The following is a 25,782-nucleotide window of genomic DNA, read 5'->3' on the forward strand; positions in this document are numbered from 1 at the left end:
ATGCTGGCCGCTCACTTCGCTGACGCCATCGATCTGGCCACCTAGAAGCGTCACCAAGATCGCATCCGCACAGACCTGGCCGATATCGAGCACCGGCTGGCTACACGACAAGCACACCAGCAACGCCCGATCCTTCCATACCGACTCCCTACAACTGCTGACAGACGCATAGCTCATGTATGCCGCCTCAGACGACGGCAACCGCAGGCTGGCGAACCAGGCCTTTTACACCCACCTAGAAATCACCGAAGACGAAGAACTCCGGCCCCACTGACTCAGCCGGATTCGGTGGATATGAAGCTAAGTTGCCACCACGTTCAGCAACCAAGAAGCGCCAGGGGAACCACAGCTATTCCGTCAGCGCGGCGGTATGCAGTGCTACCTGTGGAGATCACCATGAGGTCGACGACGTCGTCGGGCATCTTCTCACGCAGCCACTTCAGATGCCTGACCTCGTGGTCTCTGAAGTCAGGAGAGAGTTTGGCTTCGATTCCGATGATTTGGCCTTCGTCTCCTTCGACAATAAGGTCAATTTCTTCCCGATTGTCATACGAGCGGAGGTGTCCGACGGAAGCTCCGTGAGCCTCGGCGATCACCCTGACGGTCAAAGTCACCAGCGATTCGAAGAGTTTCCCGGCCCTATCTGCTGCTGGTGGCGTAGTCAGCCCTCGAGCGGTGAGGTTCATCAGCCTGGCCGCCAGCGCGGGATCGGCTAGCTGGTGCTTTTGTACAGTTTGGAGCTGCTTGAACGGATTGGACTCATTGTTCCAAGCTTCAACTGGGTCAAGTAACCACAGCTTAGTGAGGAACTCACGGTAAGCATTGGCGGTACTGCGGGCGGGGCGCTCTCCATCTTCTCCGGCGACATCGAGGATCTTCTTCTGCGTGGATGTCGTGGACGATGCCGCCGCATACGCTTTCAGCCACCGTCGCAATGTTCCCGGACGCCTCACCGAATACCCTTGCTCCGGAAGATCTCGATCAATGACCCGCTGCAAATACGAGTCCAAGAAACTCTTCTGCATCCTTGGCGACTTATTGTGAACCGCAGGGAATCCGCTGGAGACGATCGCATGGTAGTAGTCACGGATTGAGAAGTCAGTAGCCCCAGAGACCTCTGGTTGCTCCCCCGCCAGTATCGCGCCAAGACTCACAGTTGGATTGTTCAGACCCCGCTCGTGCAAACCCATGGGTCGCATCCGCATCGAGAGGATCCTCCCAGCTCCACTGTGGGTTCCACTACCGGGCCGTGGAGTCGCACTGCCCGCTAGGAGGAACCGCCCGGGCCCTGCCCCGTTGTCCACCGCGCGGCGAACTGCGTTCCATGAGTCGGGGTAGTTCTGCCACTCATCAATGAAGAGAACACCCTCCGGAAGACTCTCCAAAGTGCGGTCGGCTATCACATGTTCACGGTGCTCCGGGATCTCCATATTCCAGACGTGCTGAGCACGACGCGACGCGGTCATTGTTTTCCCCACACCCTTGGGCCCATCGAGGGCAATGGCTGGAGCCTCTTGCACAAGAACATCAAGCAGATCATCCACACTGCGGCGTGAGTAAAGCATATCCATACGCTACAATCTCTGCATAATTTACGCTACTTTCTCTGCACTATGTGGAAGACATCCTGCGCTACTGGATCTGCCGGATCCGTCCAGTACGCATGTCATTGGCAACCATGCGCATGACCGTTTTGACGGGGAACCGCATTCCGCGAATGATCGGAGCTCCGTAGGTGCTTCTCAAACCTTCGCAAGCCCATCGAGGCCTTGATCAGGCATGTTCTCAAGGGGAATGAGGCCCGCAAGACTGTCATCACTCATGCAACCGGCTGAGTGATGTGTGGTCCCGTGAAAATTCGCGTCCAGGCCTGCGTAGGCAGGCGTACACCTTATTCGGCTGCTGAACCCGACTGAGTTCGGTTACCATCCAGTGGTGTTGGCCAGTCTCACGTCATACCTGATCAGGTACTTGCCAGTTCAGGAAGCCACCGCCGGAACGTTCAGCCATAGCAGGAGGAATCCGACGAAAGGCGGCGTTGCGGACTCGCTGCTTCCACCCCGGACCCAGGTGCGCCCCCAGTCGGGCCATCGCCGCAGATTGCTTGACTAGGCCCTGAGTACGACGTCGTCGTTGTCTATCCACCTCACGCAAGGCAGCTGGAATGTCCTCAACAGTCGGCGAAACCACCCGACCCACTGTGACCCCATCTTCCAACGCGGAGTTTGCCCCCTGCCCCAAGGTTGGAAGCATCGGGTGGGCGGCGTCGCCGATCAGCACTGTTCGACCCCGCACGTAGCTTTTTAGCGGTCGGTCCAACAGCCATACGTCGTGTCGCATCAGGCGATCCGCGGCCGTTGCGGCGATCAGTGCCTGTGTATTGTCGTGCCACTTGGCGAACCGCTTTCGCGCAGCTTGCCTTTCGTCATCGAACACAGTGCCAGGAGAAAGCTTCGCATAGCCGTACCAGTAGATTTCTCCGTGGCCGACCGGGAGCGCGCCGAACTCGGCATTCGGACCCCAGGTCATCGCGAACTCAGAGCTGACGGCCCCTGGTGCAGCAATCACTGCGCGCCAGCTGGTGTACCCACTGGCGACGACGTTCCGATCCGGCCACAGAGCCTTCCGTGTTGGGCTGCGCAGGCCGTCAGCAGCGACAAGGAAGTCGGCCTCGACCTGATCCTCACCCTGATCTGTCTGCACAGAGACGACAGCAGGACTGCCTGTGTCCCCGGGACGCACATCCACCACCTGGGAGCCCGTGCTTAGCTCAGCGCCGCAGGCCGCCTCGACCAGAGCTGCGTGCAGCCGCTGCCGGTGCATTCCGTACATCTGGGTCCCCGGCTGGCCAGCCGCCGATAGTTTTATCAGCCAGCTGCCGTCCATGAGCCGGGTGCCTACAGGCCGGATCGGAGTGCCGTCTCGGGCCAATACCGCCTCCGCTCCGATGGCGGCCAAGGCGCGGCGACCATTCGCAGTGATGCCTAAACCGGCGCCCACCTCAGAGAACGCGATCGCTCGTTCGAGAACACGCACCTGCCAACCAGCACGAAGCAGACTCGCTGCGGCAGTCAGCCCCGCAATTCCGCCGCCGACCACCACAGCCCGGCGACCCGCCTTATAGCTCATGCCCTGAACTTATCACCGGCTTCCGAAGACCAGCAGTGCGTACATCAGATCGTTGCTGACTCGGATCTCACCTCTGGAAACAAGACGCTCTCCAGCGTCGATGATCACTTCCATGGGATGAGGTGACTATCTGAGTCCCATGTCACTGGGAGTTCTGCCGAATTGCCCAAACCTGCCTATGCAGCCCGTGCCGCCGACACTTTAATTCGGCTGCTAAATGCGACCGAACTTGGGCAGGCAGGACTTTCCCCGGGACATACTGGCCTTAGGCGCTGGAAAAGTTCAGGCTGCGAATTAAGCGTCGTGCTGTCTCCTGAGGTGCTGACAATGCTTCATGGGCATAGGCGGCGAGGAATGCCTCAGGCAGAGCTGCACCGGTAAGCAGCCGTGCTACCGCGCACAGATCTGCCGCACCGTCGACTCGTCCGAGTTCAGATTCACCCTCCAAATAGCGTGCGAGTGCCACCGAAGGTGCTCTCAGCCCAGGCCCCGCTGGTGCATCGCAGCCCGGTGGCTAGTCAGCAGCTCTTTGCTTCCAAAGATTGCAGCTGCCATCGGGAAGTTCTCCCGGTAAAACACCATCAGCTGTAGCGGCATGACCCGAGGCCGTGAGACGAACCGACTGCACGCCATGTCCTTGGCCACGCCACCCGAGCACCACAAGAAGCGGTGCGTGGCCTCGCTGCAGACGACCCAGTCAGGCTCGTCACCTAATCCCTGCATCAGCCCCAACGTACTCTGAAATAGGCATGTCGGTGAGGGTGGAGAAGATCCGGCGGAAGTGGAACTCTGTGGTGCTGGTCAACTCTGCCAGTGCAGGAACGTCAATGTGGCCGTCGAGGTGACGCTCGATCTCGTCGATCACGTGGTTCCACTGTTCCATGTCGGCCTCCTTGGGTTTCACCCTGGAGAGCTGACTGGGCGTGGATCCGATGATTGGTCGACATCTTCGATCGGGTGCGGCAAAGAGCCGAGGCCACGTCCCGCTTATCTGGGCCGCCGGAGAAAGGGGCTCCAGAATTGGGAGTTCGTATTCTGTGATGCCGATGAGTTCACGCGCTTGGGTCTCGTCGATGGGGTTTTCGGGCAACAATGAGATCACGGTCGATGGCCTGATCTACTCGGTGATGAAATCCCTGGAAATGGTCACCCTCGACGACCTGTAGCCCTTCAGCAGACATGATTGCTTCGAGTATCTGGCGCGACGTTTGGCGTGTGTTCCACGCCAGACCAATCGAGCCCCCAGGTCGTAGTACGGCTGACCAGCCAGTCATGGCTTCTTCAAGCAATGCACTGGGGTTTCGAGAGAGTTTCGACTGGGAGTTGACGGCGCCATGCTGGACTCCGTAGGGAGCGTCTGTGACGATGAGGTCAAAGCCTCGACCACTATGCAGATCTGCAGCATGCAGCGTATCGGCGGTCAGTACGTCAATCAACTGCGTTCGATCTGCCCTGTACTCTTCTTTGGATTCGGCGAACTCCGCTGAGAATCGGCGACCAAGCGTCTTGCCGTCTCGGCGCACTCGTGACTCGCGGAGCGTGTGCTTTAGCCGCTTGTCCTTTAGCCAACGACTAATGAACGCCCTGTATGCGCCAGTGTCGCCGCGATCGATGTCGATTCCGTAGGCATCCCACCCGTACATGATCGCCTGGTTCAAAGTGGTGCCACGACCGCAGAGCGGGTCGAGTACGCGAAGCTGGCGATTCAGATACGCGTCTACCGAGTTCATTGTCGCGGCTGTGACGTTCATCAGGAGCTTCGTAAACTGCTCGTTGGTCTTACCTCGATACTTCAGAATCGAGAGCAGATCGTGATCGTAGCGATCCAAAGGCGTGCCGGCGACAGGCATCAGTAACTCGTCGTGAACGGCGAACAACACGTAGGAGGACGACAGGTTAGCCAGGCAGTCCAGGTCACGTTTGGTCAAGCCATCGGCGGAGAACCGTAGGCAGGGAGCGGCCGCGACGGTGCTGACCCGAACGTTCCCGATGGCACCGTCGATCAGGAACTCATCGAACACGCCAACCTCGGCGCGGAGCATGTTGACGGCGTTCTCGGAGTACACGCGATTCGCCGAGGGTTCGAGAAGGATGGCGAACTCCTGCTCGCATGCAGTGTTTGGCATTCGCTCGTAGGAGGTCGGGCGTTGTGCGTCGATCATGCTTCTCATCCCTCTGCTCGCTTTGGATCGAGTGATGAGGTCAACTGGTCTGCTGCGATTGCGGGTTGCTCGGCTTGGTGAGTTTGTCGAGTGTTCGTAGGCACAGGGTGAGGGCTTCGTGCTTCGTGGCCCTGCGGGTGGCGGTCATCGACCACGCCGCATCGAGAAGATGCCAGAGCAGGATGTGTAGCCATTCGGGTGACAGAGTGGGGTCGATGGTGCCGTCCGCGTGCCCTCGCTCCACCAGTGCGAGCAAGTCGGCGTCCATGTCGTCCAGGGTCTCGAGGTCATCGCCCTGGGTGAAGTCGGCATAGGCCACCGCGATCAGCTCATCGAGCTCGAAGTACTCCTGGCACACCCTCATCAGGGCCTCGTTGCCGGTGCCTTCGTTTGGACGGGCGCGTTCTGTGGCTCGGGTGACCTGTTCGTCGGCTAGTTCCTGCAATGCGGCGATCAGGTTGGAACGTTCGGGGAAATAGCGGTGCAGCGTGCTGCGCGCGGTGCCAGCGGTCTCGGCGATCGCCGCCATCGATGCGGCGGGGTCGCGGCGGAGAGTCTCCACAGCTGCGTCGAGGATCGCTTGGCGGGTGCGGGCCATCGACCGGCTGCGGTCACGCCGGATCGGTTTCTCCGTGGAATTCATGGACATCAGTGTAGTCCATAGCGGACACTATGATCTATTATAGGACGACGTGACCTACGAGAGGTTGCTGTGCTGACATGAGACTATGAGGTTGTAACCATGACGAGGGCGGACACCACCCGGCAGGAGAACCACAACGGCGTGCTCACGGGAACGGATGCGGTCGCCACCGAGGCGTCGCAGACGGTTGCTCCTCGGCTGCCGATGCTGCGTATTGAGCGCCGAGCGGTCTGGTGGTGGATGCTGCGTGCCGGCGTTCGATGGGGAGCGCTGTTGGTGGCGTTGGTCGTCACGGCTGTCCTGTGGGAGGCTAGCCGGCCGTGGTTGATCGCCCCGATCGTTGCCGTGGGAGTAGTGCTGCTGGCCAAGCTGCTCGTTGAGCCGTGGTGGCGTTATCGCGTCCACCGGTGGGAGGTCACCGACGATGCCACCTATGCGACCAATGGCTGGCTGGTGGTGGAGTGGCGGGTTGCCCCGACTTCGCGCATTCAGACCGTGGATGCCGTACGTGGCCCGTTCGAGCAGTTGCTGGGCCTGTCGACGCTGCGAGTGACGACAGCCTCGTCATACGGGTCGATCGACATCAACGGACTGGATCACCGCACCGCACAGGAGGCCGTCACACGCCTGTCGGCGGTGGCGGAGCTGACCCCGGGAGACGCGACATGAGCATCTTGACCTCAACGGTCCACGATCAGGAGGCGCCAACCATCGAAGAACAGTGGCGACGGTTGAGCATCCGAGTCATCTGGGTCGACCTCGCCCAGGCGGTGCTGTCTCTGGCGCCAGGAGTGATCGCAATCTGGATCGTCGGGGTGACACCCTCGGTGGGCAACCTCTGGCCGCTGGCATTGATCGCGTTCCTTGGGCTCGTCGGGGCCATCGGCGACGCGCTGCGGTGGCTCTTCACCACCTACCGCCTCACCGATACCGAAGTGCAGCGCCGTACCGGCGTCTTCGTTCGCCGCTCGCGTGCCGTCCGGCGCGATCGGATTCGCAGCGTCGATGCCCACGCCAAACTGCGCCATCGCCTTGTGGGACTGCGCGTGGTGGCGATCGGCGCCGGCCAGCAGACCAGTGCCGGAGAGGCAGCATTCACACTGGATGCCTTGACCCGATCTGATGCCGAGAGCCTCCGTGACGAACTGCTCGGCGCAGAACACGTGGTTGTCCCCGCAGACGGCACGGATCAGGCCGATCCCGTCGCAGGCGTCGAGCCGTTCGCGCGTTTTCGCCCCTGGTGGGTGATCTACAACATGTTCACCATCTGGGCCTATCTCACCGCTGCGGGACTGCTGTGGGTCGCGTTCTGGCTCACCTCAACTTTCGGGATCAATCTCGTGTCGTTCATCGGCGATACCGCATCGGATCAGGGCCTGGGATTGGGAGCAACGATCGCCATCATCGCCATAGGAGCCGGTGCTCTGGGCGTGATCGGCCTGGGCGTCAACTTCTTCACCGCCAACTGGAACTTCGAGCTCGCGCGAGTTCACTCGGACAACGGCACCTTCTTGCGAACTCGCCGCGGCCTGTTCAGCACCCGCGAAGTCAACCGCGACGAATCCCGGATGCGTGGTCTCACCATCGATGAGCCGTTGCTGTGGCGGTGGATGGGGATGGCAGACACCAACCTCATCACCACCGGCCTGGGACTGTGGTCGGCTGAGCAACCGACCGCACTCGTACCGAGAGGCCCCATTTCGGTCGCACGCCATGTCGCCGTTCGCGTCTTCGGAGAGCCCTGCCCGCTGACCATTGCCCTGCCTCCTCACCCGCCGGCAGCACTTCGGCGGCGCCTCTGGTGGGCCACGGGGATAACCTTCGGAGCAATCAGCCTTCTTGCATGGCCGCTCTGGACCGGCATCGTGCCGCTTTGGACACTCTGGATCGCGCTGACGCTGTGGTCCCTCTTGGTCGTGTGCGCGGTCGTCGCCTACAGGGCGCTCGGGCACGCTATCAATGGTGACTACGTGGTCACTCGCTCTGGGTTGCTCAGCCGCTCGACATCCGCGCTGCGGCGTGACGCGGTCAGCACGATCGCGGTACGCCAGTCAATCCTGCAACGCCGCCTCGGCCTGAGCACGGTGTCAGTCATGACCGCGGCGGGATGGGGAATCTACGAAGCACCAGACGTCGATGCCCATGAAGCCTTCCGCTTTGCAGCCCAAGCCGCACCGGGACTACTCGACCCGTTCATCGAGCCAAGACGATGACTGGTAACCAAATCCTTCGCCCAGAGCGGCCTGTAGTTCGCGCTCACTTACCGATCAGTGCGCCTGCTCCAGGGTCCAGCGGGTCAGGTTACGAGCACGGTCGATGAGAGCGGTGAGTGCGGACGGGTTATCGGTCGCTTCGGCGGCAAGGGAGTCGATGCCGGTGAGTCCGGCGGATTTGAGCAGGCGTTTCTCGTTGGTGATCCATTCTCCGCCGGTGGCGAGGATCGCGTGCGCGTACTGACTCGCAGCAACAGCGAGGAGCCCAGAGACGCGGTGACCCGCCCGGCCGGGGCGTGGTTGTGCTGGGCGTAGGACAGCGTGAGATCGCCCATCCCTGCCCATCGCTGTGCGGCACTCTGCCGAAGCAGGTCTGGGTATGTTTCGATACTCGGAAGCTTGCCGTGAAGGGTGCGGCCGATCGCCAGTTCGGCCACGACAAGGTAGGTGGGTATGCCAGCTAGATGGAACATCAACGGCTCGATGTCGAACTCGCCGCGCCCAGCCCGGTCGATCTGGTCCTCCACGACGTCCAGGTCGCGGTAGTGCACATCGACCTTGCGGCCCTCGATGCTCAGCCAGGCGCCACCGTTGAAGACGCCACCGCCCCAGCCGCCGATCTCTGAGACTTCACCGTCCCATCCGATCTCACGGAGGTGTTGGGGGTCGAAGTCGCCGCGGTAGTAGATGCCGAGGTCCCAGTCGCTATCTGGATGGGCGGTACCTTGGGCGCGTGAGCCGCCCAAGGTGACTGCGTGGACATCAGGCAGGTCGGCGAGGATCGCACAGACACGTTGGAGGAAGGCGTGATCGGTCATGAGAAGAACTCCTTGAACAGTGGTGTGGTGTGAGCGCACCGGCAAGAACGATGGTCCGGTTGCGCATAAGCAGCGTGTGATGGCCGCGGCAGACATCTGAGTGACCGCCGGGCAGCATGGGCCTCGGATCGTGCGGTCACGTCGAGGGGCCTAACTCGCCCACTTACTGCGTCACACCGCTGGCACACTCCTCACAGGCAGGAATCCTGCACCCAGTCTACGGTTTCTGCTCTTCATCGTCACACGGGTGGGGATCTGGTATTCGCCCGAGCTGGTGTTCGGCCTCGAAGTAGGAAGCGACTTCATTGACTCCGATCATCGGCGAGCGGCCCGTGACCAACCGCAGCGAGGACTTCGTCACCCTCGTCAGCGAAGCCGTCCACGCCCGCCAAGCACAACAAGACGCCGTGGTGCAAGGCGATCGTCGACGGCGCCACAGACCACAGTTGGGCATCCGGAGCTAACTCCCGCTGAGCTGCCCTGGTTATTGTCGGAGTGGCTTGAGACACTGGAGTTATGGGATCAGCGCGGAACCAGCCGGACGGGATTATCGACTTCGACGATGTGAGTGATGTCTACGACGTGGTTGTGGCCGGGCCTGGTGCGGCGGGTCTGGTCGCCGCGCTGACCGCGGCGACTGTGGGTGCTCGGGTGCTGGTCGTGGAGAGTGCGTCGCTGTTCGGCGGTGCGTCCGCGGTCTCCCGGGGCCAGGTCTGGGTGCCGGAGCAGACCGAGGGCTGGAACCTTGAACCGACCCCGCTGGGGACGGGACCGTTCGGCGAGTGGCAGGAGTGGGTGTGGCCTCAGCATCGATGACTCTCTACGCCGGATCGCCAACCAAGCCTTCTTCGACAAGCTCATCGTCACCGACGACGACACTATCCACGGTGACCCCGGCGTCCCGTTCAACGTCTTCTTCAACCCCGACGTCCAGACCCTCGCCGTCCGCCGGCAAGGACGGACGGCGGAGTCTGGAACTCAAACCGGTGATGTCGTTGGTTTGAACAACGACCTTCTGGTGGACGCGGGTGGACTCAAACCGAACACCCAACGCCGACTCGAACGGCTGAGTTCGGCGTGGGACCAAACGAAACGGGGCATCACGAGCGAGCAGCCACCGGCGTCTGAGCCCGAGCCGGGGGTGGTGTCGAACCCAACGAGACGCTCCCGAACACCGCTGACGGGAAAGGAAGTGGACGCTATCCGAACCGCGAAGGCCAACGGCGAAAGTGTCATGTCAATCGCGAACCGGTTCGATGTGCACCGCGCGACGGTGTGGCACCGTACGAAGCCGGTCACCCGACCCGAGTCAACACCGGATTCCGCGGAGGGTGAGTAGATCGACTCAACTATTACCGGTTGTGATCTCCTGTATGAATCCGCGCCAGTCGGGAACATCAGTCAATCGTCCGGATGTCGAGAGCGCCTTGTCCCGCCAGTACTTGGCCTTCTTGGGGTCAGCTTCGATGTCGGCGGCGATGACGAAGAGTTCTAGCCCAGTGATGAGGGCATGCTTGCGCCCAGTGCTGTAAGGGATCATCTGTGCAGGGAAGTCTTCGTCAGTTCGTTCATCCAGCGGCAAATCGCGCCAGGTATTGACAATGAGGATTCCCTTGTGTGCCGTTTCAGTGTCGGCAAGAGCACCTGCGACCCACTTCTCAAGTTGTGCGGCGTGCTTCTCTGCGGCGCTCTTGGTGACACCTTTGATCTCAACAACAGCGGGGGTGCCATCAAAATCAACACGCCAGTCATCTCGATTAGGTTCGGGCTCGCTCACCTCACCCCCGAGTAGTTGGAGAACATCTTTGACCTGGAGCTCAAGCACACGACCCGAACCTAGGTAGAGTTGGTCTCGCAAGTCTGCAGCATCACGTTCAGCTTGCAGCGCACTCAGTTTCTTTCGAGCCCTTTCGATTGCCGCCTCTTGCTTTACGACGGCGGCTCGAATACCCACCTGATTCTGAGTAGTGAATCGGTCTGCCCAAACGGGACGCTCAACTTCCCCGAGCCCGTCAAGCGCGATGAGTGCATCGATCAGGCTCACTTGAAAGGCTGGCGCCTCGTCTGGCCAGTCCTGATTCTCACCATCTTCATCCCACTCGCCTTTGAAGGATGTAGGAGGCATCATCGCAAGGGTGCCACCGGCTTTCGTGCGCAGAACGGAGGCCACGATGCGATCCATTCCCGTCACAGTCGCAATGGTCGATCCGGGCGCTGACGCCATAGTCGCCGCGTAACGAAGGTGCTTCGCATTCACACGCAGATGGTCTTGCAAGGGACCGCGCCCGACGACACTGATCCGATCACCGCTCGCCCGGGTAAACGAAATCCCAGGTGCCGGGATCGCGGACATGATGTCGAGTTGAGCCACCACGCGCACGCGAGTGGCATTCCGACCGGTTCCCGACGTGCGCACCTCACCCGTTGCGACGAAGCGGGTTTGCGGGGGCCTCGCGACCACAATGAGCGTCCGCCCGCTTTCCACATACTCCCGAAACTCGGCTCGGCGCCGGTCCACATCTGCCTTCAAGCGCGCCGACTCCTGATCCGTGAGACTCGGCAAGCCCTGATAGTGGTCGTAGTATGAGTACCCCTGGATACTCGCTTCCGGGTCCCAGATCACGATGTCATAGTCGAAAACGCTGATATCACTTTCAAACGTCGATGCCGTGTCGTACTCATCGCCGAACAGCGGTTCATAGTCGAGCGAAAGTATCCTCATCCGGCTACTCCCATCGCGGTCGTTGCTGATCTATGTGCCGTTGTTCGTCCTATGCTGACCCCAACTGCGACAACATCTCGGGTGATCGTGAGTGAGAACACGCGATCCTCATCCTCAGGGATCGACCAGCCAGCCACGGCACCACTAGTCAGGGTCAGGGTCGTCATCGAGGCAACCGGAAGAAGTCTCGGGTGGAAGCGAGCCGACCGACTTCGCGCAGAAAGTTGGACCAGTCATGATGCCAATCCGCCACAAGAGACTTAATCTCATCCTCGGTGAATCGGCGTCCGACCATATCGGGAGTAAGTCGACCATGCGCGATTCCATTACGATCTGTGACTACAGAATCAATTTTTTGCCAAATTCGACCTAACAACAAATCGGGTCTCGGAACACCAAATATGCCACACCAAACCTGCACTTGTGATCGTCGAAAGTACGAACCGTCCGACGGGAAGGCATCGGTGTTTATCGAGCAAGGGCGTCTTCGCGATCCCACTTGATCAATAAGGTTCGGCAGGGCTTGCACGTAGATCTTCTTCTCAGACACGCGCCGAAGAGACTGGGCAGCGGAATCGACCGTAAACAAGCGAAATCCAGGTTGCAGGCGACTGTTGCTAACTCCGCACCGAACAGCACCTTCCAAAAGGGTCCGAGTCAGACTAGTTAGCAAGTTCTCATAGCTTGCAAAAAGTAGAACTACCGCCAGTCCGCGCGTCTCTCGTGAAACTCCGTGGCCTTGGGAGTCCGGGTGTGTCGCCTGAATCAGGCGGTTAATCGCAGCAATCCGCTCATCGAGATCATCAAGATGTATCTGAACGCTGATCATTCGCCTGCGAGGAAACGATCCCGTGAAAACTCAATTCGCCCAACGACGCGCTTCCTATCGTTGGTCGCGCCCGTCGTCAACTCGCGAAACTCCTCGGAGTCGATCCAAGCCAGGTCTTGATCCGTCGGAAGGTTTGGCTCAACCGAGAGCGCCAGAGCCGCGCCAACGGCGACACCTTCATAGACGTTAACAGGAGTGATTGACCTTTTGCCGCGATGAATCCCCGACGGAAAGACCCTGGAGAGGAAAGAAAAAGTGTCCGTGAAAAGCATTCGTCGCTCATCTAGTTTGGGTTCATCAGCGGCGCTAGCACAGAATTCATTCAAGAAGTCTTTGACTGAATGGTCGAAATCTTTGTATCTCTCATAGAAGGCAAAGAAGCGGAGTACAAAGTCCTGAGGCGTACCATCCTTGTGCTTTCCAGTCTGCAAATTGACGGTCTTGTCAAACAGTTTCGTTTCTGCGAGTTCTGTCAGCAAATCTATAAAGTCGCCAGAAAATACGGCCTCACGCACCTCTTGATCAGTGAGACGTATCCCTCCGGTATTGAGCCTCTCGAACAAGTCGAAGCGAACCTGGACATCACTCTTGTCGTTCAGAACGATTACCTTGACTGGACGGTCTAATAGCCCCTCCCGCATATCCGCGGGTAGCTCGTCAGCAGTCAGTCCGTTTATTGATGGAAGGATCTCTAGATCTCGAAGTCGTAATGACTCTCCCTCAAGCCTTGCTGTTTTACGAGTCTTATTGTCTCCCAAGAAGTTCGTAAGCGATAGTAGTCTCTGAAGTCCATCAACCACTTCCCAGGTTTGCCCCTCGTTTTCTTCTACATTCGTAGCCATAAATAGAGGCGGTACAGGAATGCCCAAGAGAATTGACTCGACCAAACGCGACTGACGTTCCGGACCCCATCGGAACTGTCGCTGATAAGCCGGAGATATCTCGATTCGACCCCTCGAAACCCGCCGCACCAGTTCATCGACGGTAATGTCGTAGGTGTCGAAGTCAACTTTACGCCGTTGACTTTGCAGCTCTTCGCGCTGATGCGCAGGGTCGACTCTTGCCATAGTCTGAGTCTACTTCGATGTCGCGCCCCGTGTCGCGGGACGTGAGTGTTCGGCGTCTGACGATGTTGGCATGTTCTCCTGTGTTAGAGGCTCCAACTTGCCACCTCTACCAGTTACCTTCCGATGCCATCGCGGGAAGGTCCAGGTCGCTGGGGTGGTCTCCGTGCCGGGCCGAGGTCGGTGTTCGCGAGTTGCGACTGCCTCCGCTCACGGGTGCGTTCGGCGACTTCGCGGCGTGCTTGAGCCTCGGCGCGACGTTGGGAGACGAGTTCAGCGGCTTCGTTGACCGGGAGCCGCTCTATGCTGTCCAGGTCGCGACGCAGGTTGTCCGCGCGCTGATGCCAGCGGTCCAGCTCTGCTTCGGCGCGTTCTTGTCCTGGATAGGTGCCGATGGGGTCGCGGGTGAAGTAACGGCGCGAGATACCAGCGCGTTCGGCCTTCTGCCGGTCGCCGAGTTCACGTTTGGCGGTCCGTGCGTTCTCGGCCTGCTGGTCGGCAACGATCAGGCGCGGGTCTGCATCAGCGTGCTGTTGCGCGACGCCCCGTGCCCACGCCTCCATGCTTCCAGTGCTCTGGGGGAGGCTGCCCCACCGTTCCCGCGTCGCCTGCTCGGCGGCTCGGTGCGTCGTGGTGGCCTCGTCGAGGGTGCGGGCAGTGGTGCGCTTCTTGAGCCTGCCTGCTGAACGATGGGCGGTCTCGGCCTCCCGCAGCGCGGAGCGAGCTGTCAGGTAGTCATTACCGTCCTGGGTGGCCTGCTCGATCAGCGGCTCGGTGACCTCGGCACGTGTCTGATCGGCGTTCGTCTCAGCCGTGACCACGGCTGTCTCGTGCTCTTGTCCTTCAGCACGGTGTGCCTGTCGTTGCTCGGCGAAGGCGGTGATGGCCTGCTGCCACTTGTCGACCTCACCCTCGGCCCGTGCAATGGCCTTGGTGAGGCGTGCGCGTTCGGTGTTGACGAGGTTGACCGGCCCGTCCTCAGTCAGCCCGGCGACGGCGGCACCGGCGGTTTGGGTTGCAGTGGCGAGGCCGCGATCGGCGCGGTCGCGTTCCATCGCGGCCGTGAACTGCCCGTGCGCCTGGTCCGGGCTCTCGGCGACGATGTGGAGACGGTTCTGCTTGCGTCCGCGGGTCATCCCGACATAGAGGCCTGCGCCACTGAGCCCGTCGGAGAGCATGGTGTCTGCTTCGGTGACGGTGGCGCCTTGGACGCCGTAGGCGGTGGCGGCGTAGGCCAGGTGGGCGTGCTGGGTCACGTACTCGGCCGGGAGGGTGACGGTGTGCTGGTGCTTGCGACCGCTGCCGGTCTCTTTCGCCCATACGGTGCCGTCGTCCTCGATGTGTTGGACGATCCAGGTCTGCCGGTTCGCGACCTGCAACGTGCTGTTGTTCTTGCGGGTCTGGATGAGGTCGCCTGCGCCGATGTCGAGTCCGTCGCTACCAGTGACCGTGCGGGCGTCATCGACGTCACCGGACTGGACCCGAGTCTCGCGGATGCGCTCATTCAGCTGTCGGGCTTCGTCGTTGGTCGCGACCGTGATCGCCCCACTCTCGCCGATCGTGGTCGCGATGTGCTCGTGGGCGGCCTCGTCGGTGTCGTGGAGCTGGATAAGGCCGAGTTCATAGAGCCGGTCGAAGACCAGCGCAGGATTCTGGCCGGTGCGCATCTGCACGGTGAGGTCGGCGTAGTCGGGGTCGGTGAAGCGGTGCACGCCGGTTATGTCGATCGTGGCGCCGGTGATCTGCGCTGCCATGTCCAACACACCACCGCGACCGACGGCGGGGAGCTGGGCGCGGTCGCCGACCAGCGCGACCGTCGCGCCGGTCTCGGCGGTGACGGTGAGCAGGGCCAGGGCGGTGTCCTGGTCGAGCATCCCGGCCTCGTCCACCACCACGCGCTCACCCGGCTGCAACCGGACGTTTTCGGATGGGCCGGTGTAGGTATCCCCGGTCTCGGGATCGACGCTGCCCGGAGTGAGGCGTGTCCAGACGCCGTCGCGGTTCCACCGCCACCCATGAGCATGGACGAGCTTGGCAACCGAGTCGGCGGGCACGCCGAGTTCCTTGGCCGCGACGTCGGCGGCCTTCTTCGTCGGCGCCACCACCCGCGTGGACCGACCGTCCTGCTGTGCGGCGGCGATCGCGACACCGAGCATGGTCGTCTTTCCCGCACCAGCGGCACCTTCGACGACCACCAGCGGATCGGCCGAGGCGACCGCCGCAGCCGCTTCGACCTGCCCGGCATCGAGCCCGTGTTGCTCGGCCAGCGTGCTCACATCAGGCGCCTCGTGCGTCCGGCCGGTGGCGCGGGATTGCAGCAGGTCGCGCAGCTCGGTCTCGACCCTGACAACTTGCACGCTGGTCAGGTGCGCAACATGATCAACCTGCGGTGCGTCCGGTGGCAGCACCGACAGGCAATCCTCGGTGGCAAGACGGCTTGCGCTGACCACGAACTCATTGATCGCGCCAGGTTCGGCGCGGACTCCCGCCTGGGTCACGATCCGAGTCGCCTGCTCCTGCACCATGTGCCGAGTCCATGTCGACGCACTCGCCGCGCAACGATCCAGCGCACGATTCGCAACCTCTTGCACCCTCAGGTCATCGAGCGAGACCGCTGGGGGTTGCGCGGCTTGCGGTGTCTCTGGGGTGTAGCCGGCGTCGCGCAACTCTGTGCGCCACCCAGCCTCAGTGGACAGATGGGAGGGCTTCTTGGCAGGGCGCTCGTGATCCCAAGCCATCGCGACCAGCTTCGAGCGCACCACCGGCCCCGGCTCCTGGCCGGGGTGTCCTTCCTCCCATTCGGCTTCCATCCGAGCGAGGTTCTTGCGCACCTGCACCGCACGCTTGCTCATCTGATCGTTGAACGGCACCAACTCGATGACCTCACCCGTCACCGGGTCCAGAGTCAGGCCGTGCTCGTTCAACGTCTCCGCGAGCTGCGGGTGCGCGGCCAGCACCGCAGTGCCCAGTGCTCGGAGTGCGCCTTGCTGCTTGAACAACGCCGCCGTATCCAGACCACGCCACTTACCCGCCGCCCACACCCGAGTGCCGATCTGGAAGTGGATATGGCGATGCGGATCACCCGCCCGCGAGGTCCGGTGGACAACCGAGACCGTCTCCAACTGCTCGACCGGCACGACCTCCTGCTTGCCACGCGGTCCCACACGCGTCACCGAATGCCGGCCCAGCCAGGCACGCATCTGATCCATCGCGTCCTTCTGCGCGGCATCCAACGCCTCAGAGACCTCCGGATGCAGGGCGGCTGCGACAGAGAGGGACTTGGGGGTGTTGATGACCATCTCCGCGAACCGCGGCGAACCCTGCCGCCCGTCCCCGGGTTCGCGTGGGGTGCCCATCGACTCACCGGTCAGCGGATTGATCCAGTCCACCCAGGCGGCGTACTGCTCCGGATCAAGCACACCCTCCCCGACCACCTTGCCGGCATGGTCGAGGACGGAGAACTCCGCCAGCGCGGTGCCAGCTTCCAAGTAGTACTCGTCAGCCTGCGCACGGTCGGACTCCAGATACCGGCGCGCAGCGGTGCCGTTACCCCGGAAGAGGATCACGCCACCCTTCATCCCGCACCTCACATCGCATACTCGGCCACGGTGAACTACCAACGGTAGCATACGTACATCCATAGGGCGGAGTGATCGCCGCGATGGGAGGGGACGAGACAGCCGTATCCGAGGGTCGTGTAGGACGTGGGGTAGGAGACTGTGTGTGATCGAGTGCCGGCTCTTCGGTTTCGAATAGTGGACGGTATTCAGGCCGGAACGGTGATCAACGTGGCGGGTTGTGTTCTCGCAGGGTCGCGCTGTCATCGGCGGTAGAGGCGCAGGACCACGGCCGGCATCGGCGTTCGTGGAGTGGATGATGGGCTTGGACGCCGGGTGGGTCACCGATGCGGCTCTTGGTCTTAATCCCGTTCAGCAGTTTGCTGCGTTCGGGAATGGAGTTGTGCCCCCGTCAAGCAGGCGCAGCACTCATTGGCCTACTCGCGCTCCCTTCTGTGGCCGAGAGTCGACGTTGCCGCCCGGCGATTCTCAAGGTCTCTGGTCGTTGCCTGCCTCGATGTTCCCGTGCAGTGGCAGGCCGTCGAAGAGGTAGCGGTCGAGGGTCGGACCGACGGTCTGGGCGACCTGCTGGATCGAGAGCGAGGCGAGTGGCGGAACCTTCAGCACGTATCGCGCCATGACCAGGCCAAGTAGTTGCGAGCCCGCGAGAGTGACGCGAGCCTCCGCGAAGTCAGCTTCTAGCCGTGGCGCGAGCTGCTCGATGAGCTCACCGGTGACGAAACGCACGAAGATGCGACGGGACTCCTCGTGTGTGCCCAGGTTGCGGACCAAGCCGATGAAGCCCGGTCCGAGCGTGTCGTCTTCGAGGGCGGTGAGGACCGCCAAGAGGTAGCGGGTGCCCGCAGAGTCCGCAGGCGGCGAAGACGCCTGCGCGAGCAGCGCAGGGAACCCCCGGGCGCGGAACGTCTCGGCGATCGTGGTCGTGAAGAGTTCTTCCTTGGTGCCGAAGTAGTAGTGGACCAGCTTCGGGTCGACGCCTGCGGCGTGGCCGATCCTGCGCACGGTTGCTGCTTGGTACCCGTGTTCGCCAAACTCGCGTCTCGCGGCGTCGAGGATCTGCTCGCGCCAGGCGGTGTCCGTCGGCCGCGGGCCGCGTCGAGGGGCGCTCGACTCCCCACCCTCACCCACGATTACTGCCTCCGCTCGGTTGCCTTGCGCCTCAACGTTACCAGCCAGCAGCGTGTTTCACCCGTCGACGAAACGTGGTGTAAGGTAAGTTTCATCGACGGATGAAACCTGGAGGTAGGGGCGGATGCTGGCACTGATCGTGAAGGAGTTCCGGGAGCTTGCCCGGGATCGGCGCACTTTGGCGATGCTGGTGGTGCTGCCCATCGTGCTGTTGGTGATCTTCGGCTACGCGGCGAACTTCTCCGTCGATCGCGTCACTGTGACCGTCATCGGCGCTGAGGCCGACTCGCTGAGTGAGGAGTTGTCGGAGTACGACACGGCTGCCGACGGGCTGGACATCGTCCACGTCGACTCGACGCTGACCGAGGCCGACGCGGAAGGGCTTCTGCGCGATCAGGAGTCAGACGCGGTGATCGTAACTACCTCCGGGGTCGACTCGGACTCGGCGCTATCGGACCGGATGCTGGTCTACGTAGACGGCAGCAGCCTGTTCCCTGCGCAGGCTGCTCAGGCCACCTTCGTGCAACTCGCCGCCGAGGATGCGCAGAATCGGATCGCCGAGGTTCAGGACGCCGTCGAGAACGCACTCGAACAGGCGGCCGGGTTCGAGGCCCAGATGGAACAGTTCGGAGAGGAGCTGGGCGAGTTCTACGCTGCGATCGAGGCAGCGCTGGCGACCGGACAGCCGTTGCCGGAGGCCCCCACTCCGCCTGACGAGCCGAGCATGCCCGAGCTGCCGGAGATCACTGCTCCCGAGCTGAATCCCGATGAGCTGGTCACGGTGCTGTTCAACCCCGACCTGGAGACATCGTGGGTCATGGTGCCAGGGCTGATCGGACTGATCCTGACCTTCATCGGCACGCTCATCACCAGCATCGGCCTTGTCCGCGAACGTGAGACCGGCACTCTCGAACAACTAGCGGTGATGCCGCTGCGGCCCAGCGCGATCATCCTGGGGAAGATCACCCCGTACTTCCTGCTCGCCATCATCGACATGGCCATCGTCACCGTCCTTGGTGTCTGGCTGTTCGGCGTGCCCTTCGCCGGAAGCCTCTGGCTCTTCGCGATCACCGCCGTGGTGTTCTGCTTCGTGGTCCTCGGAATCGGCGTCCTCATCTCCTCCATCTCCCAGAACACCGGACAGGCGATCCAGATGGCGATCATGTTCGTCGTCCCCCAAGTGCTGCTCTCCGGGCTGATCTTCCCCCTGGACTCCATGCCAGTCGGGGTCCGCTGGATCGGCTATATTCTGCCACTGACCTGGTTCCGCGAAATCGCGCAAGGTGTCATGCTGCGTGACGCGGGCCTTACCTCCCTGTGGCTTCCGCTGGTGATCCTCACCGGCATGGCGATCATCGCGTTCGGGGCTGCAACGGCTCGGATGCGGTTCTCTCTCACGCACGGAGGAGCCCGCTGATGATCGCCCTCCACGACGCTTCCGTACGGTTGGGCAAGGTGCAGGCGCTCTCTGGCTTCACTGGCACGTTCCCCGCTGGCGTTGTCACCGCGCTCATCGGCGGCGACGGCGCAGGCAAGTCGACGTTGCTCCGAGCACTGGCCGGACGAGTGAGGGTCACGCCAGCACAGAGCATTGCAGTGAACGATCGGCGCGAGATCGGGTATCAGCCCGCCGATGCCGGGGTCTGGCGCAACCTCTCGGTGAACGAGAACATCGAGTTCGTCTCCCGCGTCTATGGCCTACGCGGTTCACGGACACGTGCTCGCGCCGATGAGTTGCTCCGCCGCGCCGGCCTCGACCATGCGCGGAACCGCGTCGCGGGCCGGCTCTCCGGAGGTATGCGGCAGAAGCTCGGCTTCGTGCTGGCCACACTCCACCAGCCCGGCCTTGTGCTACTGGATGAACCGACGACGGGCGTCGATCCCGTGAGTCGAGGCGAACTCTGGACGCTCATCGCCGGTGCCGCAGCAGACGGCGCCGCCGTCGTGTTCGCAACCACCTACCTGGACGAGGCCGAACGAGCCGCTCAACTCTTCCTCTTGGGTGACGGGAAACTCCTCGCATCCGGCGCACCCGACGACGTCATCGCGCACGCCCCGGGCCGCATCTGGCGAGCACCGACGCGCTCGGAGTCGAGCGTCGAAGAGCGGATGCTCTGGCAGTCACCCCACGCGTGGCGCCGAGGCACAACCGCCTATCTCTGGACACCGGACCCGCATCTACCGGCGCCAGCGGGATTCGAGCCCGACACTCCCGATCTAGAGAACACGAGCATCGCACTCTTGCTCGAAGAAGAAGACACGCACGAGAAGAGGCAACCGACAGCCAAGAAGTCGGTTGATGCCGATCACACCGACCCACGACGTGACGTGACGACGGAGACCCCCGCCAGGACCAGCTCGGCGATACTCGTGCAGGCGAGCGATGTCGAACGCAGATACGGGGCCTTTGCCGCTCTGCGAGGAGTCTCCCTCGACGTCGCTCCCGGCGAGATCGTCGGGCTACTCGGCGGAAACGGCGCAGGCAAGACCACCCTCATGAGGATCATCCTCGGGCTGGAGAAGCCATCCGCAGGAACGTGCTCACTCTTCGGCGAGGAGCCATCGCTGGAAACCAGACGGCGCATCGGATACGTCGCGCAGGGCCTCGGGCTCTATCCCTCGCTCTCAGCGATCGAAAACCTTCACTTCGCCGCATCTGTCCAAGGAGTACCCGTCAGTGCGCGAGCAGCAGAGTTCGCGCACGGCCTGGGTGACGCCCCTGTCGCGAAGCTCCCGCTCGGCGCTCAGCGCGTCCTCGCGTACTACGCCGCATCCCAGCACGACCCCGACCTTCTCATCCTCGATGAACCCACATCTGGCATGGACGCCCTCACCCGCGCTCGCCTCTGGAAAGACCTGCGCGAGACCGCCGAACGCGGAATCGGAATCCTAGTCACCACCCACTACATGCAGGAGGCGGCCCAGTGCGACCGCCTCGTCATCCTCACCGCGGGAGAGGTGTCGGCGAGCGGGACCGCCCAGGAGATCACCGCGAAGCACACGTCTCTGGTGATCCGAACAGATCACTGGGACCAGGCGTTCCGACTTCTCCGCAACGAAGGTCTGCCGGTACTCCTTGACGGTCGTGCAGTCCGTCTCCCCGGCATCACCCGCGCAGAGGCGACCGCGGTGCTCACGCCCATCGCGGGCAAGGTTCACATCAGCGAAAGCAACTCAACTCTGGAAGAAGCCATGATGCTTGCAACGGTCCAGGAGAAAGCGGCTCCGCCGGAAGGTGCATCCTCCCTGCCGTGAGGCACCAGTGACCGTGCCCGAGACTGATGCCCGGTCACTGACGCGATTCACCCCTGTTCTTGCTCGAACGACGACCGCCCATGCGACTCTCGAACCGGTCGCCTACGACTGCGTGAAGGTGATCGTCGTTCGTGCTGGCGGCGCGCTGCTGTTCAGCGAGTTCGGTGTCCAACACGTCAACGTGGGCGACGTGATCGTGCTCGCCGCGAACACGCTCTGCGGTGCCGAGCCCGAGGATTGGGTCACGACGACGACACTGTATCTGGACCGGGACTATGTAGTCGATCAGGTGTTCTGGCAGTACGCTGAGCAGTTCACCGACCGTCTTGATGCGAAGCAATTTCTCGACGCTCGCTATGCCGAGCCCGCCCAGGTCGTGCGGCTCGGTGAGGGTCGTGCTGGGCTCCTGATGCCGTGGTTGGACGAGCTCGCTGTGCTCAGCGCAGACGGTCTGCCGCCGGATCGGTTCTATCGCGCTCAAGCGCTGTTGTTCGCCGTCCTGGACGTGATCATGCCGCGTATTGCTGTGACTGCGCACCGTCTCACGGCCTCCCAGCGCTGCGCGGCGTGCCCGTCGCTGCCGAGGCACCGTCAGTTCGAACCCTTGCGTGAAGAAGCCCGTCACGCTGCGCACTTGTTGCGTGGTGAGCTGGCGCGGCGTTGGACGCTGCGCGCGCTGGCAGAGGAGGTCCATCTTTCGCGGTCGCAGTTGGGTCGGGTGTTCGTGGAGGCGTTCGGGAAGTCTCCCATCGCGTATCTCGCGATGCTGCGCGTGGAGCGGATGGCACACCTGCTGCGCACCACCGATACGCCCATCTCGGTGATCGCCAATCAGGTCGGCTGGGGCGATGCGGACTTCGCCGCCCGCCAGTTCCGTCGCAGTGTCGGGGTGCCGCCAAGCCGCTACCGGGCGATGGGCCGGGCGTCGACATCCGGGTGATATCGGCAGCGATCCGGGTGATATCGGCGGGAACCGGGGCACCTACCCCGCGCACTGCTTGATGCGGGTAGTCCAGTAGGGACTCGTCGGGTTCATCGGAGAACCTGGTGGTCGCCTCGTCCGTTCCGTCCGTCTCGTCCTCCTGATCCTCCCGGCGCACTTCATGGCCGCAAGGGTCACCGGCTCGCGCCGTTGGCCCGCCGGGAGGAGGTCGATTGTGGTGACGAACAAGAAAGCCCGAACGGCGCGGGAAACGAAACCCGATGAACTTCAAGAGCGCCAGACGGGTGCGGTCGAACAGCTCATCACCCGGCACGACTGGCGGCGGGTACTGCGCGGGGCAAGCGGCGCGCCGCTGATGGGCGGCGGGTGTAGGGACGCTCTAGCGGGCGTCCCGGTTTGGGTGCTGGTGGCGCACCTCCCTTTCGGGAGGCGTCACCGTGGACGAGCACTTTACACCTGGCGCAGGCGATCCTGCGGCCCCGGCTGGCTCGGCCAGCCACGGGTTCGAGAGCCCGGAGAGGTTACGTGCCCTGCTGATCCGGCTGCATGAGTCCGGGCCTGCAGCGAATCTAGTCAAGCTTCAGGCGATCTGGGATCGCGCGCAGCCGATGATCCCATTGAGCCCACAACGTGGCACCAGCCGGGAATACGAGGACCTTCGCCGGGCATGGACGCCCTTGCTCGCCGGCCTGCCTCCTATCAACGGGTTCGCCGTTACCGGGGAACTTCCTGACATTGACGAGGCTGGGCAATCTTTTATCGACTACTTCGAGATCGGTGAGCCTGCTTTCGCGCTCATGAACGAACTGGAGCAGCCTGGCCACCAACTCGATGAGTACCGCTTCAGACTCGCTCAAGCGCGCCGTCGAGCAATCCACGATCGCCTGGACGATCTCACCTCCACTATCAATGTGACACTTGCCCAGATCACCGAATCCGTTGCGCGCGACTCACCAGACCGCATAGATGATCCGAAAACAACGGTGGTTGAGGACTCGATCAGTGAGGTCGAGCGACTACTCGGCGACACCACCGATCGCAAAGGAAGATGGGGTGATCTTCACCGACATCTCCGATTCGGTCAGGGGCACGACTGGCACGACATCGCCGAGATGGACTGGCCGTCCGTTCGAACGGACATCGCGGCAGCAAGCCTCTCTGAATCTGACCCACTGCCAGTGCCAGCGATGGACCTCGGCATCGCCGCTTCCGCAAGACCCGCAGGTGGCGCAAGCATCGGCATCACGTGGACAGTCCTGGATGACGACAGATTCGAACGCCTACTATTCGACCTGTTGCGAAGCTTCCCCAGCTATCAGAATGTCGAGTGGTTGATGAAGACGCGAGCGCCTCATCGAGGACGCGATCTCTCCGCAGAACGGGTCATAAGGGACGACGGTGGAACGACTCGGACAGAGCGAGTCATTCTTCAAGCAAAACACTGGACATCAAAGTCCGTCGCTCCTGCTGACATCACGAACACACTGGCCGCATTACCACTTTGGGAACCGCCGGTCGTCCGAACGTTGGTCATCGCCACGAGCGGACGATTCACCACTGATGCGGTAACGATCGTGGAGAAACACAACGCCGAAGGCAAACTCCCGCTCATCGAGCTCTGGCCGGACAGCCGACTTGAGACGCAGTTGTCGCAACGACCAGACCTGATCGCGAGCTACGGTCTTCGCTCGTAAAGTGGCCGGGGTTTCCCTCATGACTCTGGTCAGAACCAACCTGCTCGGCTGGGATTTGCTGGGCTCTCGACTCCTTCACCGCGATGCAGGGTGACGAGGAACGTGATGATGGCTCCAACCGCGCGCACGACCATTACAGTCTCGGCGTGGGCAATCTCAGGTTCCGCATACCGACCGTGTCGGCTACCCGGGAGCTGATTCGAATAGGCATAAAGCTTGTCGATCGCTTGACGTAGCGGCGCATGGTAGCCGGGGCTGCCAGGAAACAGGTTGCGTGCAACGTCAGAGAGGGTTGCTTGCGGTCTTCCCGCAACGATCTTCGCAACCCCTTCGAGCGCATTGATTGCGTCCGCTACCGCGCCTTCGAGATTCACCGGCTTGCTACGCAGGTTACGCAGTGCGTTGAGGTACTGCTTGCGGACCGGCTCGAACTCGTCCATCAACGATGCAAGCGCCTCATCCTCATCGTGTCGAGTTTCGAACTGATTTGCAACCGGTTCGTAGAACTCGAACCGCCCGTCTCGCATCTCATAAGCGATCCCACTTCGAGAGAGCGCCCGGTTCGCGGCCCGCTCAATGTCTGAACGTGCTTGCCCCCTCGCATTCGAGAACTCCTCCTCCAAGGCTTCGTACACATCGATCCAGCTCATCTGATCGAGGATTGCCCTTGCGGACTCGTCTGCGTATGAATCGCTCCAGATGTTCGCGTCGGGAAGTTGCTGGGTGTGCTCGCAAAGGCCCCGGTAGGCGGCGAGTGGGCTCTTTCCGCCGCCGCTAACGACGTTCCATAGCACCAGACGGACAGCATCACTGTCACGCTCGACCAGCGTTCGTGGGGGTTCGGGGCGGGCGTACCCGAATCGATCTGCGAACGACATCGCTCTCCTCTCGGTTCTGCCGACACCTGCTCGTTCATTCTCTCGGAATCCTTTTCGGACCGCACCCTACTGGTGCAGGTGTCGTATTCGAGTGGCGCGAATGCTCCGCTTATGGAGGTGTCGGCGGGGCGTGCGGGTTGGCTCAGAGGGTGCGGAGCCAGGCTCGGATGCGACCGCGGGCGTTGGTATAGGGCGATGAGGTGTTGAACGAGATCATGCGTCCCATAGTCCACTTGCCGTACCAGGGCTCACCGTAGAGTTCCTCGTTCGAGTAACTCTGGATCAGGGTGATGCTCTGGTTCTTCGCGTCGAGGAGTTGAGCGCGCAGGCTGTCCCAGGAGTCGGAGGCGTGTTCAGCGTAGTAACGCTGAGCGAGGACGCCGAGCTCGTTCCACTTGATCCCGTGGGCGGGAAACTCATCTGGCAGCCCCTCGGCGCGGCGACGGTGCCAGGTGAGGACCTGCTGGTTCCAGCCGATCAGGTAGGCCACCAGGTCCGCAGGGCTCATCGCGGTCCCTTTGACATGGCCTTCCAAAACTGGTTCCCGAGTGGCGTCGGCAGGAACCCGGTCGAGGTCCTTGTCCAGCTGGGTGAAAGTCTTCTCGATCGCAGCGAGGAGGTCATCCTTGGTAGCAGGAACGGCCATCGGTGCCTCGGTTCTGCGCGGGTTGAGCTGTCGTGTCCGCGCCTGGGTTCTCATTCTTGATTCTACGAGTCCGGTTTGCC

At 62.1% G+C, this 25,782-nt stretch carries 21 protein-coding genes; 7 read left to right on the forward strand and 14 right to left on the reverse strand.

Features of this window, described 5'->3' with window-relative positions:
- Positions 1-317: 317 nt before the first annotated feature.
- From F0311_RS17610 to F0311_RS17640, 6 genes are all read right to left on the reverse strand, one after another.
- Positions 318-1,571: an ATP-binding protein gene (locus F0311_RS17610; RefSeq protein WP_317982630.1), complete on the reverse strand. Its 1,254-nt coding sequence runs from the start codon at positions 1,569-1,571 to the stop codon at positions 318-320.
- Between the two features lie 382 nt (positions 1,572-1,953).
- Positions 1,954-3,129, reverse strand: a complete 1,176-nt coding sequence (locus F0311_RS17620; protein ID WP_150463262.1) for an FAD-dependent monooxygenase — start codon at positions 3,127-3,129, stop codon at positions 1,954-1,956.
- A gap of 265 nt (positions 3,130-3,394) precedes the next feature.
- Positions 3,395-3,595, reverse strand: coding sequence for a hypothetical protein (locus F0311_RS17625; RefSeq protein WP_150463263.1), 201 nt, complete (start codon positions 3,593-3,595; stop codon positions 3,395-3,397).
- A 240-nt stretch (positions 3,596-3,835) separates the two neighbouring features.
- Positions 3,836-4,012: an AraC family transcriptional regulator gene (locus F0311_RS17630; protein WP_150463264.1), complete on the reverse strand. Its 177-nt coding sequence runs from the start codon at positions 4,010-4,012 to the stop codon at positions 3,836-3,838.
- Positions 4,013-4,181: 169 nt separating this feature from the next.
- Positions 4,182-5,291, reverse strand: coding sequence for a TRM11 family SAM-dependent methyltransferase (locus tag F0311_RS17635; RefSeq protein WP_223881465.1), 1,110 nt, complete (start codon positions 5,289-5,291; stop codon positions 4,182-4,184).
- Between the two features lie 40 nt (positions 5,292-5,331).
- On the reverse strand, positions 5,332-5,934 hold the full coding sequence (locus F0311_RS17640; RefSeq protein ID WP_191090022.1) for a TetR/AcrR family transcriptional regulator: 603 nt from the start codon (positions 5,932-5,934) through the stop codon (positions 5,332-5,334).
- A gap of 99 nt (positions 5,935-6,033) precedes the next feature.
- On the opposite strand from F0311_RS17640, the gene F0311_RS17645 reads away from it, so the two are divergent.
- Positions 6,034-6,603 carry a PH domain-containing protein gene (locus tag F0311_RS17645; protein ID WP_223881466.1) on the forward strand — a complete coding sequence of 190 codons (570 nt, stop codon included), beginning with the start codon at positions 6,034-6,036 and terminating at the stop codon, positions 6,601-6,603.
- On the forward strand, positions 6,600-8,147 hold the full coding sequence (locus F0311_RS17650) for a PH domain-containing protein (RefSeq protein WP_150463266.1): 1,548 nt from the start codon (positions 6,600-6,602) through the stop codon (positions 8,145-8,147). Before F0311_RS17645 ends, F0311_RS17650 begins: the two co-directional genes overlap by 4 nt.
- A gap of 83 nt (positions 8,148-8,230) precedes the next feature.
- Here the strand turns inward: F0311_RS17650 and F0311_RS17655 are convergent, their stop codons facing one another.
- Positions 8,231-8,965 (reverse strand): nucleotidyltransferase domain-containing protein, encoded by a 735-nt coding sequence (locus F0311_RS17655; RefSeq protein WP_223881467.1) that lies wholly within the window; start codon positions 8,963-8,965, stop codon positions 8,231-8,233.
- 516 nt (positions 8,966-9,481) lie between these two features.
- On the opposite strand from F0311_RS17655, the gene F0311_RS17660 reads away from it, so the two are divergent.
- Complete coding sequence (locus F0311_RS17660; RefSeq protein WP_191090023.1) at positions 9,482-9,781, forward strand: FAD-dependent oxidoreductase; 300 nt, start codon at positions 9,482-9,484, stop codon at positions 9,779-9,781.
- A 4-nt stretch (positions 9,782-9,785) separates the two neighbouring features.
- Here F0311_RS17660 and F0311_RS18230 read toward each other — a convergent pair whose 3' ends face one another.
- From F0311_RS18230 to F0311_RS17685, 5 genes are all read right to left on the reverse strand, one after another.
- Positions 9,786-9,947, reverse strand: coding sequence for a hypothetical protein (locus F0311_RS18230; RefSeq protein WP_191090024.1), 162 nt, complete (start codon positions 9,945-9,947; stop codon positions 9,786-9,788).
- Positions 9,948-10,310: 363 nt separating this feature from the next.
- Positions 10,311-11,687, reverse strand: coding sequence for a hypothetical protein (locus tag F0311_RS17670; RefSeq protein WP_150463267.1), 1,377 nt, complete (start codon positions 11,685-11,687; stop codon positions 10,311-10,313).
- Positions 11,688-12,512: 825 nt separating this feature from the next.
- Positions 12,513-13,583, reverse strand: a complete 1,071-nt coding sequence (locus F0311_RS17675; RefSeq protein WP_223881468.1) for a DUF262 domain-containing protein — start codon at positions 13,581-13,583, stop codon at positions 12,513-12,515.
- 113 nt (positions 13,584-13,696) lie between these two features.
- Positions 13,697-17,209: a MobF family relaxase gene (mobF, locus tag F0311_RS17680; RefSeq protein ID WP_223881469.1), complete on the reverse strand. Its 3,513-nt coding sequence runs from the start codon at positions 17,207-17,209 to the stop codon at positions 13,697-13,699.
- 417 nt (positions 17,210-17,626) lie between these two features.
- Positions 17,627-18,286 carry a TetR/AcrR family transcriptional regulator gene (locus F0311_RS17685; protein ID WP_191090025.1) on the reverse strand — a complete coding sequence of 220 codons (660 nt, stop codon included), beginning with the start codon at positions 18,284-18,286 and terminating at the stop codon, positions 17,627-17,629.
- A 124-nt stretch (positions 18,287-18,410) separates the two neighbouring features.
- On the opposite strand from F0311_RS17685, the gene F0311_RS17690 reads away from it, so the two are divergent.
- The 4 genes from F0311_RS17690 (at position 18,411) to F0311_RS17705 (ending at position 24,178) form a co-directional block, all read left to right on the forward strand.
- The gene (locus F0311_RS17690; protein WP_150463269.1) at positions 18,411-19,703 is read left to right on the forward strand and encodes an ABC transporter permease; all 1,293 of its coding nucleotides are present in this window, start codon (positions 18,411-18,413) and stop codon (positions 19,701-19,703) included.
- Complete coding sequence (locus F0311_RS17695; RefSeq protein WP_150463270.1) at positions 19,703-21,541, forward strand: ATP-binding cassette domain-containing protein; 1,839 nt, start codon at positions 19,703-19,705, stop codon at positions 21,539-21,541. Before F0311_RS17690 ends, F0311_RS17695 begins: the two co-directional genes overlap by 1 nt.
- A 13-nt stretch (positions 21,542-21,554) precedes the next feature.
- Positions 21,555-22,481, forward strand: a complete 927-nt coding sequence (locus F0311_RS17700; protein WP_223881470.1) for a helix-turn-helix domain-containing protein — start codon at positions 21,555-21,557, stop codon at positions 22,479-22,481.
- Between the two features lie 440 nt (positions 22,482-22,921).
- Positions 22,922-24,178: a restriction endonuclease gene (locus tag F0311_RS17705; protein ID WP_223881471.1), complete on the forward strand. Its 1,257-nt coding sequence runs from the start codon at positions 22,922-22,924 to the stop codon at positions 24,176-24,178.
- A 29-nt stretch (positions 24,179-24,207) separates the two neighbouring features.
- Here the strand turns inward: F0311_RS17705 and F0311_RS17710 are convergent, their stop codons facing one another.
- Both F0311_RS17710 and F0311_RS17715 read right to left on the reverse strand, forming a co-directional pair.
- Positions 24,208-25,056: a hypothetical protein gene (locus F0311_RS17710; RefSeq protein WP_150463271.1), complete on the reverse strand. Its 849-nt coding sequence runs from the start codon at positions 25,054-25,056 to the stop codon at positions 24,208-24,210.
- 142 nt (positions 25,057-25,198) lie between these two features.
- Positions 25,199-25,756 carry a ClbS/DfsB family four-helix bundle protein gene (locus F0311_RS17715; RefSeq protein WP_223881472.1) on the reverse strand — a complete coding sequence of 186 codons (558 nt, stop codon included), beginning with the start codon at positions 25,754-25,756 and terminating at the stop codon, positions 25,199-25,201.
- Positions 25,757-25,782: the final 26 nt, after the last annotated feature.

The sequence above is a fragment of the Nesterenkonia ebinurensis genome (genome assembly GCF_008711175.1).
Taxonomy (GTDB): domain Bacteria; phylum Actinomycetota; class Actinomycetes; order Actinomycetales; family Micrococcaceae; genus Nesterenkonia; species Nesterenkonia ebinurensis.

Coding starts and splice junctions, on each gene's coding strand:
- mobF (WP_223881469.1), bottom strand. CDS start 17,209: ATGCTACCGTTGGTAGTTCACCGTGGCCGAGTATGCGATGTGAGGTGC.
- F0311_RS17640 (WP_191090022.1), bottom strand. CDS start 5,934: ATGAATTCCACGGAGAAACCGATCCGGCGTGACCGCAGCCGGTCGATG.
- F0311_RS17645 (WP_223881466.1), top strand. CDS start 6,034: ATGACGAGGGCGGACACCACCCGGCAGGAGAACCACAACGGCGTGCTC.
- F0311_RS17675 (WP_223881468.1), bottom strand. CDS start 13,583: ATGGCAAGAGTCGACCCTGCGCATCAGCGCGAAGAGCTGCAAAGTCAA.
- F0311_RS17635 (WP_223881465.1), bottom strand. CDS start 5,291: ATGATCGACGCACAACGCCCGACCTCCTACGAGCGAATGCCAAACACT.
- F0311_RS17610 (WP_317982630.1), bottom strand. CDS start 1,571: ATGGATATGCTTTACTCACGCCGCAGTGTGGATGATCTGCTTGATGTT.
- F0311_RS17630 (WP_150463264.1), bottom strand. CDS start 4,012: ATGGAACAGTGGAACCACGTGATCGACGAGATCGAGCGTCACCTCGAC.
- F0311_RS17695 (WP_150463270.1), top strand. CDS start 19,703: ATGATCGCCCTCCACGACGCTTCCGTACGGTTGGGCAAGGTGCAGGCG.
- F0311_RS17690 (WP_150463269.1), top strand. CDS start 18,411: ATGCTGGCACTGATCGTGAAGGAGTTCCGGGAGCTTGCCCGGGATCGG.
- F0311_RS17650 (WP_150463266.1), top strand. CDS start 6,600: ATGAGCATCTTGACCTCAACGGTCCACGATCAGGAGGCGCCAACCATC.
- F0311_RS17620 (WP_150463262.1), bottom strand. CDS start 3,129: ATGAGCTATAAGGCGGGTCGCCGGGCTGTGGTGGTCGGCGGCGGAATT.
- F0311_RS17660 (WP_191090023.1), top strand. CDS start 9,482: ATGGGATCAGCGCGGAACCAGCCGGACGGGATTATCGACTTCGACGAT.
- F0311_RS17670 (WP_150463267.1), bottom strand. CDS start 11,687: ATGAGGATACTTTCGCTCGACTATGAACCGCTGTTCGGCGATGAGTAC.
- F0311_RS17715 (WP_223881472.1), bottom strand. CDS start 25,756: ATGAGAACCCAGGCGCGGACACGACAGCTCAACCCGCGCAGAACCGAG.
- F0311_RS17710 (WP_150463271.1), bottom strand. CDS start 25,056: ATGTCGTTCGCAGATCGATTCGGGTACGCCCGCCCCGAACCCCCACGA.
- F0311_RS17655 (WP_223881467.1), bottom strand. CDS start 8,965: ATGACCGATCACGCCTTCCTCCAACGTGTCTGTGCGATCCTCGCCGAC.